General features: G+C 56.9%; 10 protein-coding genes and 1 pseudogene. 5 read left to right on the top strand and 6 right to left on the bottom strand.

The features are described from left to right. Window positions 1–23: 23 nt before the first annotated feature. The 3 genes and pseudogenes from HV773_RS37090 to HV773_RS30770 form a co-directional block, all read right to left on the bottom strand. Window positions 24–292: pseudogene (locus HV773_RS37090) on the bottom strand (DUF1488 family protein). An 813-nt stretch (window positions 293–1,105) separates the two neighbouring features. Continuing rightward, window positions 1,106–1,657, bottom strand: a complete 552-nt coding sequence (locus HV773_RS30765; RefSeq protein WP_175197808.1) for a DUF5625 family protein — start codon at window positions 1,655–1,657, stop codon at window positions 1,106–1,108. 344 nt (window positions 1,658–2,001) lie between these two features. Continuing rightward, window positions 2,002–2,292 carry a hypothetical protein gene (locus HV773_RS30770; protein WP_175197809.1) on the bottom strand — a complete coding sequence of 97 codons (291 nt, stop codon included), beginning with the start codon at window positions 2,290–2,292 and terminating at the stop codon, window positions 2,002–2,004. Window positions 2,293–2,514: 222 nt separating this feature from the next. Between HV773_RS30770 and HV773_RS30775 the strand changes: the two genes are divergently transcribed. Further along, the gene (locus HV773_RS30775; protein WP_175197810.1) at window positions 2,515–3,435 is read left to right on the top strand and encodes a recombination-associated protein RdgC; all 921 of its coding nucleotides are present in this window, start codon (window positions 2,515–2,517) and stop codon (window positions 3,433–3,435) included. A 224-nt stretch (window positions 3,436–3,659) separates the two neighbouring features. Further along, window positions 3,660–3,908 (top strand): hypothetical protein, encoded by a 249-nt coding sequence (locus HV773_RS30780; protein ID WP_175197811.1) that lies wholly within the window; start codon window positions 3,660–3,662, stop codon window positions 3,906–3,908. 579 nt (window positions 3,909–4,487) lie between these two features. Here HV773_RS30780 and HV773_RS30785 read toward each other — a convergent pair. The 3 genes from HV773_RS30785 to HV773_RS30795 form a co-directional block, all read right to left on the bottom strand. Further along, entirely contained in the window at window positions 4,488–5,519 is a 1,032-nt protein-coding gene (locus HV773_RS30785) for a ComEC/Rec2 family competence protein (RefSeq protein ID WP_175197812.1), read from the bottom strand. 13 nt (window positions 5,520–5,532) lie between these two features. Beyond that, on the bottom strand, window positions 5,533–6,021 hold the full coding sequence (locus tag HV773_RS30790) for a hypothetical protein (protein WP_175197813.1): 489 nt from the start codon (window positions 6,019–6,021) through the stop codon (window positions 5,533–5,535). A gap of 128 nt (window positions 6,022–6,149) precedes the next feature. After that, window positions 6,150–6,470 carry a hypothetical protein gene (locus tag HV773_RS30795; RefSeq protein ID WP_175197814.1) on the bottom strand — a complete coding sequence of 107 codons (321 nt, stop codon included), beginning with the start codon at window positions 6,468–6,470 and terminating at the stop codon, window positions 6,150–6,152. 302 nt (window positions 6,471–6,772) lie between these two features. On the opposite strand from HV773_RS30795, the gene HV773_RS30800 reads away from it, so the two are divergent. The 3 genes from HV773_RS30800 to HV773_RS30810 all read left to right on the top strand — a co-directional run bounded on the left by HV773_RS30800 (window position 6,773) and on the right by HV773_RS30810 (window position 8,986). Beyond that, window positions 6,773–7,861, top strand: coding sequence for a ComEC/Rec2 family competence protein (locus HV773_RS30800; RefSeq protein ID WP_175197815.1), 1,089 nt, complete (start codon window positions 6,773–6,775; stop codon window positions 7,859–7,861). A gap of 140 nt (window positions 7,862–8,001) precedes the next feature. Continuing rightward, window positions 8,002–8,712: a hypothetical protein gene (locus HV773_RS30805; RefSeq protein ID WP_175197820.1), complete on the top strand. Its 711-nt coding sequence runs from the start codon at window positions 8,002–8,004 to the stop codon at window positions 8,710–8,712. 10 nt (window positions 8,713–8,722) lie between these two features. Continuing rightward, a complete protein-coding gene (locus tag HV773_RS30810) occupies window positions 8,723–8,986 on the top strand; it encodes a hypothetical protein (protein WP_175197816.1) in 264 nt (87 codons plus the stop codon). The last annotated feature ends 105 nt before the right edge of the window (window positions 8,987–9,091 follow it).

Consider the following 9,091-nt stretch of genomic DNA (forward strand, 5'->3'; position numbering starts at 1 on the left):
CTGGGGTCTTGCGGGCCGTTGCCTCACTGGCGGGCGAAATCGGTCGGCGTCAGTTCGAGGCGTGTCGTGGGATGGGCGAGCAACTTCCGTTCGGCGATCGCGCGGATGCGGCCTTAGCCATCGCGAAAGGTCTTGAGGATGCGGGCGTCGCTCGCGTTTGGCTCAAGCCAGAAATACGATTCTGCGCCGCGATCGTCATCACGCATCGGATCGTGCTGTTCTGGCGTAAGAGACAAAACTCAACGCCGAAACGATTGGGGAGCACGTGCGGTTCAAGTTCGGCGGCTTCCATAGGCGGCAAGGACTCGCTTCGGATCAGGTCACGACGATTTGTGCACATGTCATGCGTTTCAGGTATCGGCGCAGTGACTGTGTTGCACGCCATCGCGCTTGCTGCTTCGGGCTGCGGGCGATCAGAAAGGTCGGTCAGGGAAGACAACCACATCCGGCGGCCTCTCTGGCTCACGAAAATGTCAACACACTGCTCGTCGACATCGATGTGTTATGGCAACGCTGTCAGTCCGCGCGGTACGAGAGAACTGCCACAACTGCCCGTTCCGGCGGCGCTGCGTTTCGCTGAATGCTCCGGCTACGACTGCCGGACCATCGGTCGGTGGAGGGGATCGACCGTTTCGCTGCCTGTTGAAAGGCATGTCGATCTTCCGCACGCCATTCGTGATCGCTTGCCTTGAAGGATCCCTGGGCGTCAGGCGGCCGGCATGAAGTGCCAAATCCGCGCTCACCACCTGCAATGTGCTGACGGACTCGCATGACGCGTTCATGATCACGCCGACGCGCTGATGATGCGACGGACAGACCGCGCCGAACATGTGCCCGTGCAACTTGTTGACGCTGAATTGGCGCGGGCAGCTACTCCAGGCTGGATTTTTCTCTTGGGTTCGGTCGATGAGCCGACCTGCCGCTGCAGCGTCCAGCGGCAATGCCGATGTCGCGTCTAGAGGAGAACGAATGGGTCGTATCGACCCGTTGCCGTCATTCGAATTTGCACAAAGCGGCCGTTCAGTTATCGTACGGTCAGCTTGTGCCTTGGCGAGCGGGTGTGCACTATTCTGTTGAGTCGCACATACGATTTCATAGCCAACTCCTAATTGGAGGGCATACGCGTAAATGGTTGAACGCCAACGGAAATGGCAGATTCAAAACCTTCGAACTCTCGCTCCCCCTGAAGGATCGTGATTTTCATGTGGTAAAGCCCCGGCCGCAAAACCCCAGCATAGACCTTGCGATCATATGCTCCGCTAAGGTTAGCGCCTAGTTCGTGCGCAGCAATACCCTGAACGTTTCTGTCGACATCAATCGACGCGCTTTCTGCGGTGGTCGTCAGTGTCAAATGGACAGACTGTGCTATCCCAGGATGGGCATACTCGCCAGTAGCCAATCGACCACCATCCCCCACCAATGCCGCGAGTCGCTTTCGCTGTTCCTCGTTTTTGTAGTGAAATACGAGGTAAAAAATATAGAGACGCTCCTCGGTTACTTGGACGTCTGTACTTACCGATGACCCGGATCTACTTGCATCTATTGGAAGAAACACCTCGTATATTTTACTTGTTGCGGCACTGCAAATCGCAATCACAGCGAAAGCCAATACGAACAGAAAACCTACATATCGACCTGTCGATCTTGTCGCCTTCATCGCTGCTCCCGAAACAATCATTGGATATCATCGTTCGAAACGCTAATCTCCACCCCGCGGTCCTCAGCGTGAAGAGATTACGGGAGATAGCTTAAACGCCGTTGCGCTGCTGTCGATGGCAGGATTGTCGACGATCTTGGCCCCGATGTCGAAGGTCCGCTCTTGGCCGATGACCGCCCGACGCGGTCGGCCGTACCCGACCCGGAAGAGACATCCGCACCGCTTGTCAGCGGCCATTCGCTACCGCCGTATGCGTTCGCTGGAGGTGTCGAATTCCCGAAAGCTCATGAATTGCAAAATTCCGTCAAAGACTTACCCGACGTATCGAAGCCGAAGCCGAACCGTCATCGCACACCATCCCGCCGCAGCAAGAACGTTTCCGAGCGGGAGCCATAGTGTTTCGTGACTTCGGCGTCGCTCATCAGTCTGGACGACTTCAGAATGGGCAGTACGACACCATACAGGCGATCGGGATCGGGCCCGTACATATACAAGTACCCGTCATTGCCGTCGAGGTGATATTCGGTTTCGCCAAGCTCACCCACGCCGGCACGCTTTATCGCGCCTTCCAGCCGATGTTCCAGCGCACGAATTTGCGGCAGGTCCTTGGGGTAGTAATCGAAGTGGACCATCATTACCGGTCCGGGCGGTTTCTGTGGCGGGTCCGAAGCTGCAGCACAATCAGCGAACAGGGCGGCAAGCAGAAACGCAATGCATACTCTTCTTCTCAACATAGGTATGAAATCGTCGACGATGTGAGCATCGATTGTCGATGATGCCTGCAATCCCGCCAAGTGTCCCTGTCTGGCCAGGAAGCGTCACCGTCATCTAGAATGGTGCGCTTTGCCCGTACTCCCATGTGGTTCAAAAATCTTCAGCTTCATCGTCTTCCGGCACCTTGGGCCGTTACGCCCGATCAGATTGAAAAATGGCTGACACCCCACGCGTTTCAGCCGGGCAACAGCGTCGAGATGCAGAGCTTCGGATGGGCATCGCCGCGCGACGACGGCTCGCTCGTGTATTCGACCCACCGGCAGATGCTTCTCGTGTTTCGTGCCGAAAAGAGGCTGCTCCCGGCGTCGGTCGTCAATCAGGTGACCAAGGCCCGCGCGCTTGAAGTCGAGGAGCAGCAGGGCTTCAAGCTGGGCCGTAAACAGCTGCGCGAACTCAAGGAGCAGGTTACCGATGAACTGCTGCCGCGCGCGTTCACCATTCGGCGCGATACCCGCGTTTGGATCGATACGGTGAATGGCTGGCTCGTCATCGATGCGGCTGCGCAGGCTCTTGCCGACGACGTTCGCGGCCTGCTCGTGAAATCGATCGATCAGTTGCCGCTCACCGGCGTTCGCGTGGCGCTTTCGCCGGTCGCCGCGATGACGGATTGGCTGATGTCCGGCGAGGCGCCGGGTGGATTCACCGTGGACCAGGACGCCGAGTTGCGCTCGAGCGGCGAAGGCGGCGCCACGGTGCGATACGTTGGCCACGCGCTCGACGCGAACGACATGCGCCGGCATATCGAAGCCGGCAAACAATGCATGCGCCTCGCGATGACCTGGGACGACCGGGTCTCCTTCGTACTGACGCCGTCGCTGACAATCAAGCGTGTCACACCGCTCGACGTGATCAAGGAGGCGGCGGATCCCACCGCGCAAAACGACGACGAACGCTTCGAGTCGGATGTCACGCTGATGACGGGTGAATTGGGGCGGATGTTGACCAATCTTGTCGATATCTTGGGCGGCGATCAGCACGACGCGACGCATCAGGCAGCAGCCTGAACTCCGTCGGCTGTCGAGGATCATCGCCCCGCGCCAGTGCGGTTCCGCGCTGGCGCAACAGTTCGAGGAGGACCGTCGCCGCCCAGGCGCTCACAGCCTCATGGGGCAACGCACGACAAGCCCCCGCGTGTTCAGACGATGCCGACGCGCGCGAGCCTGTGGAAACTTCTCGGCGTCAGTTCGTCGGTGCGGGTGGTCAAACTCCGCCCGATAGAGCCGATCCGATGAGCGCTCTATTCGTGATCAAGCCGTGGCAGGTCCGCGAGCGTTTGGCCCGCATCGGAGTCAGCGACCACCATTTCGATGCCTTCGCGTCCGGCCTCGTCGAGGACGCGTCGGACCTCTGGACCAGCGACGCGCTGCCCATCCAGCGGAAAGACTGTGACGACGGTGTCGCCCCTGGCCAGTGCCTCTACCACTTCGATGGCAGGCGATGCGTGCGGCGCGACCTCAAATTGCTCCCCGCTCACTGACACCTGCCCCCAAAGCACGTGTGTGACCCTTTGCGAATTCCCGTCCATCCGAACCGCCGTTATAGCGTGCACTGCCATCGCTTTTCCTCCCTTGTCGGGGAAATCCTAGCACGAGTGCAACGACCGCCATTTCGGCACCTACCGATACCGCGCGCCGGCGCCGCACCCTTCGCCGACCGTGTGCGGACGAAATTCCTCATGCTGAACCCGAGCGAGGTCAACACCTGATGCGACGACCCGACCATAATGCCGGCGTGCAGGGCGTGCAGGGCGTGCAGGGCGTGCAGGGCGTGCAGGGCGTGCGCCGTCGCCTTCTCTCACGAAAAGCGCTGGCTGCCGGCGCGCATGCCGGCCGCGACGGGGTGGCCGCGCACGTGGCACTCCGGGACAGGCGCCCGGGTTGCGGGTTCGCTGCGGGCCCGTATCCCGTCGGTGCGGGGTTTGCCAGGTCGGCCTGGACGGACTTCTTACAGTCGGCCTGTAATGTAAAATGTAGTGAGACTACCTCGCTGGCCTGCCTCTGACTACAAAAAAGTTCCGGTCTCCGGGGCTGTTCGAATATAAGTTATGCTCGTATCGCTATTCAACCGTTGCTCCGGTCTTTGAGGATATATAGGTCACCATATGATAGTCTTGACCGTTCGTTATTGTGCTCAAAACGCGATTGCGCTTCGCGGCGAAAGCCGCATTTTCAACGTAGACATCGAGATCGCCGTTATGAGCCACTTCGAGTACAACGTTGCCCGCCTGGTTGTTCGTGATGAACTCGAGTCCACGGCTGTTCCACGCCCCGTATGCGAGATGCTCTGATTTCGCCGTACCGAAAAGAGTAAGCTTCGGTTTCAGAACGTCCAGAAACTCCCACGATCGGCCCGATTTTCTCCCGTGGTGAGGCGCAATCAATACGTCGCAGTTCGCAACCAACTTGTGATAGTTGGCAAGAATATGATTCCAAGTCTCGTCGTGTGAATCGCCAGCAAAGATAATTCTATGATTGGCGGTCCAGTAGAGCAGCACATACGAGCAGTCGTTGAAGTCGCCGGTGGTTTGCGCGCGCTCAACCAATTCCTTTGTCGGCGCAAGAATGGTAAGTCCATCGCCGCCGCTGCCGCCGTCTCTTCCGCGATTTGCGTACTTGAAATTGTCGCCTGCCACAACGCGAATTGTCTTTGTCCCGGTTTCCTTGCCGTCCCGTACCTTGGCGTAACGATCCCAGTCTTCCCCTTTGTAGCGGCCATAGCTCCCGAAATCCGGTTTTTTCCGCTCGGCACCCATATGCCAGAAATGGTCGACCGGAAATTCGTTCATTAACGCATTGAACCCGTCCATGTGATCCATGTCAGGATGCGAGAGTACGAACCGCCAAATTCTTTGTATGTTGACTTCTCGGAGGTAGGTTTGCGGCTTGGTGGCATACTCCGCCATTCTGTAGTTTCCACCGCTGTCCGATTCCGTCGCAATGCCGGCTATTTTAAGTATGCCGTCATCCGCGACAGTGTCGCCCGACTTGTTTCCGCCGCAGATGTCGATCATCGTTACGCGATTACCGTTGTTGTGCTCGATGATGCAGCAGTCGCCTTCACCAACATTCAGAAAATGAATCTTAGCCATCGCGATCCCCGATTTAATTTTGAATCGATTGTGAGTGCGAGGAGTTTTTTGACGTGCGTGACGGCTCGACACCCCAAACCGTGGACCCGACCTCCTCAATCTTTGAGACGAACCGGTCGACGTTAAGCCCTGCAATAAATGACAGCGACCAGATGCCGAGCGGGGTACCTGCTGACGTCTGCTCTGATCCAAGAAGAAGCAGACCAGATTTGACGAAGAGATAGCTAATACCGCCGAGCACCAGGCTCACCACAGGACGAAGGACGTACCACGGGAGCCAGCCGGGAACCCATCGCTTATGGACAGAAGCGTTGAGATAGACGCCGCGCAAGCAATATGTAAGTCCGCCGATGCCACCGAATAAAATGCAAGCAGCGACGTTGAGGTATTCGCCGTGCATAAATACTGGCGGCTTTAGAAATGCAAATGCAAGGCCAGCGGCTTCGGCCGTCAGCGCGATGATCAACCAAGCGGAAACCGCCCATACAGAGATTGGTGGCATTTTTTGTCCCCCGGGAAAGCGCCACTAAGAGCCGCTGGATTTAGGTGGCGGGCCGAAATCACCGTGGCATGTTGTCGGCCGTGTTCTTTGTATAGATGTCTCTCGGTAGCGCGGATCAACCCAACCACTCAATATATGGGGAAGTGGCATTGCTTTTCAAGGCACGCGCCGAACACAAAGCCCCGAATCCGTGGGCAATAGCAGTGCGTTTGCAGCAGCGCGCGAGCTTTGAGGTGTGGCGGCGACCAACCTTCCGTTTGCGCAAGCGACTCGGAGAGCGTTTTCGTCTGAAGCGCGAGCCGTTCGGCGTCGCGCTCTCCTACCAGCAGGCGCCCGAAGCCGTGCCGTCCTACGACCACTGATGCGATCGAGTTCTTCCGGCCGCTCATCCCCGTTTTTTTTTCGAAAACGTTTGCTCCTCGAGCGGCAAATCGGTCGAAATAACTCATCTTCTGCTCAGTATGCAGAGCGCATAAATTTGCTATGCGAAATCAACTATCTTCAGCCACAGCCTACAAAATGTTGTGTAAACCGAAAAGAAATCGGAAGATGTTGTGGTTCTCTGCAAGGAAAATTCCTTGGGCGGAAGGTAAAAACTGCCGAGATAGTGTCGAGGCGCAAGGTATCCGAGCGGCTTCCAGTGACATACACAAATGCCAACGAGAGAGCGCCGGCGGAGTCGTTGTCGGCCGCTGCTAGCGAAGAGTGCGTAGCGCTTCGAGGAGCAAAAAATTGAACTGAGGGCAAGAAAATGATTTCGAGTTTGGAGATTGATTTCCTCCCGGTCGGTGAGGGGGAACATAGCGGCGATGCCATCGCTGTGCGGTGGGTCCAATATGGTGTTCCTAAGGTGCTCGTGTATGACGGTGGTACGAAGGCGTCGGGACGCGCGCTGGTGGACCACGTTCGCCTGCACTACGGCACGACGCACGTCGACTATGTCGTGAACTCGCACCCGGACAATGACCACGCCAGTGGTCTTTCGCTGGTGCTTGAAGAGTTGACCGTGGGCGAGCTCTGGATGCATCAACCGTGGAATTACAGTGCACAGATTTGCGACTATTTCCATGATGGCCGTATTACGAGCGAAAGCCTTGCGCGGCGCCTGCAGCAGAAAATGGCTGCCGCGTATGCGCTCGAGAATCTGGCGGAGAAGAAGGGAGTCAAAGTATTCGAACCTTTCGCAGGGTCCGTCATTGGCATCTTCCGCGTCTTGTCGCCCGCCCTAGACCGGTATGTTCACGAACTGGTCCCGGCATTCGAGAAGTCCCCCGAACTGAAGAAGTCGCATAGCATTTTCGATTCGGCAGTTCTCGGTTGGGTGAAGGAGGCCGCTCAAGCGTTTGTCGCAGAGCTCTGGACTGGCGAAAGCTTGCCCGAAACGGTGACGACATCAGCCGAAAACGAGAGCAGTGCTGTGCTCTTCGCAAAAATCGAAAATCACGGTGGCTACCTGCTGACCGGCGACGCCGGGCTCGATACATTGCGAGCAAGCGCAGAGTATGCGAAAGGCATCGGTATTGACCTGCCGCGCGAGGTCACGTTTGTGCAGATTCCGCACCATGGCGGGCGCCACAACGTGTCTACTGAAACGCTCAACCTACTCGTCGGGGCGCCGTCGTCCGTTGAAGCCGCGAACGCCACAAAGACCGCTTTCGTGTCCGCTGCGGAAAACGCTCCGACTCATCCGAAGCGGAAAGTGACAAACGCTTTCAAGCGCCGCGGGTTCGATGTCTTTGCGACCAAGGGGAAGAGCATCCGTCACGGTTTCAATCAGCCGTTCCGGCAAAACTGGGGGCCCGCTCCGCGGCTGCCGTTCTTCCACGAAGTAGAGGCTTAGTTTCCACTGGATTGTTCGTTCATCTGGATGAAACTTAGACAACGTCAAACTGATTGCGCAACACTGACGTCGTATAGGGCTGCTGTGAGATGGCTCAGCCTCACGACGTCGACGAATCGTCGACTGGACACATGGAAAACATGGACGCACTCCAAGCGGTAGTAAAGGCAGCGACATCTGGAAAGTCGCTGAAATCGCGGAATATGTGGTGGTTGATCGCCATCGGAATCGTTGACGTCATCGTTTTGCTCGTCATGGCGTACCATCGACCGCTCGATGAGTTAACCGCAGACAAGTCCGTGGCACTACGTGCCACGCTGTCCGCGGTCCTGCCGGTGCCCATCCTGTTTCTCTCGTATTTTTTTTCGCACTCGGTGAAGGCGATTCTTGTGTTTTGGCGGGTTCGCAACCCGATGCCGGGTTCGCGAGCATTCTCGGTTCACGCGCCAAATGACCAGCGAATCGACTTGGCAGCTTTGAAGAAGAATATAGGCGAATTCCCTATCGAGGAACGCGACCAGAACTCGACTTGGTATAAGCTCTACAAGTTGGTCGAGAACGACGTCGCTGTGGTCGACAGTCACCAGAAATATTTGATGTTCCGCGATATCGCTGCGATGTCGATACTGCTTGTCCCGCTGGTTCCGCTCGCGCTTTATATCTACGGAAACAAGCCCGCGACCATTGCATGGGCGGCTGGGCTCTTCGCGCTCCAGTATTTGGCTTCAGCACTGGCCGCGCGCAATAACGGTGTTCGTTTCGTTCAGAACGTTCTCTGTATTCACGCCACAAAGAAGGTGGTCTCATCAAAAAGAGCGCCTGCAAAGCGCGCGAAGGAGGAAAGGGACTAACAAACCGGTGGTGATGAACAAGAAGCGATTCGCCGATGCCGTTGACGAGGACCTAAAACCGTTCGACTCTCCCTCTCTTGAAAGCTTCGAGGGAGTGTTCGATATGCTTCAGGATTTCAGTCTAACGACGGCAGACTTCCTTGAATGGCTGAAGACGACGCGTAACGAATTGCGCTTTATCGCGAAACTAGACGAAGTGCAATTGGCAAGAGTTACTGGGATCGCGACATTTTTCTCGGTCTCCCAGACGAATCTGGATGAGCTGAAGGGGTAATACCCCCGTCCAGTAAGCGGGATCAGAAGTAGAATTTCCAGCAAAGGGAGTTCTACGCAATGAAGAAGTCGAAGTTCACGGATAGCCAGATCATGGAGGCGCTCA

Origin of the sequence: Paraburkholderia caffeinitolerans, assembly GCF_902859945.1 — a bacterium.
Taxonomy (GTDB): domain Bacteria; phylum Pseudomonadota; class Gammaproteobacteria; order Burkholderiales; family Burkholderiaceae; genus Paraburkholderia; species Paraburkholderia caffeinitolerans.

What these genes read in the sequence shown, in the direction of transcription:
- HV773_RS30765 (WP_175197808.1), bottom strand. Translation starts at nt 1,657, where the DNA reads ATGAAGGCGACAAGATCGACAGGTCGATATGTAGGTTTTCTGTTCGTA.
- HV773_RS30770 (WP_175197809.1), bottom strand. Translation starts at nt 2,292, where the DNA reads ATGATGGTCCACTTCGATTACTACCCCAAGGACCTGCCGCAAATTCGT.
- HV773_RS30775 (WP_175197810.1), top strand. Translation starts at nt 2,515, where the DNA reads ATGTGGTTCAAAAATCTTCAGCTTCATCGTCTTCCGGCACCTTGGGCC.
- HV773_RS30780 (WP_175197811.1), top strand. Translation starts at nt 3,660, where the DNA reads ATGAGCGCTCTATTCGTGATCAAGCCGTGGCAGGTCCGCGAGCGTTTG.
- HV773_RS30785 (WP_175197812.1), bottom strand. Translation starts at nt 5,519, where the DNA reads ATGGCTAAGATTCATTTTCTGAATGTTGGTGAAGGCGACTGCTGCATC.
- HV773_RS30790 (WP_175197813.1), bottom strand. Translation starts at nt 6,021, where the DNA reads ATGCCACCAATCTCTGTATGGGCGGTTTCCGCTTGGTTGATCATCGCG.
- HV773_RS30795 (WP_175197814.1), bottom strand. Translation starts at nt 6,470, where the DNA reads ATGAGTTATTTCGACCGATTTGCCGCTCGAGGAGCAAACGTTTTCGAA.
- HV773_RS30800 (WP_175197815.1), top strand. Translation starts at nt 6,773, where the DNA reads ATGATTTCGAGTTTGGAGATTGATTTCCTCCCGGTCGGTGAGGGGGAA.
- HV773_RS30805 (WP_175197820.1), top strand. Translation starts at nt 8,002, where the DNA reads ATGGACGCACTCCAAGCGGTAGTAAAGGCAGCGACATCTGGAAAGTCG.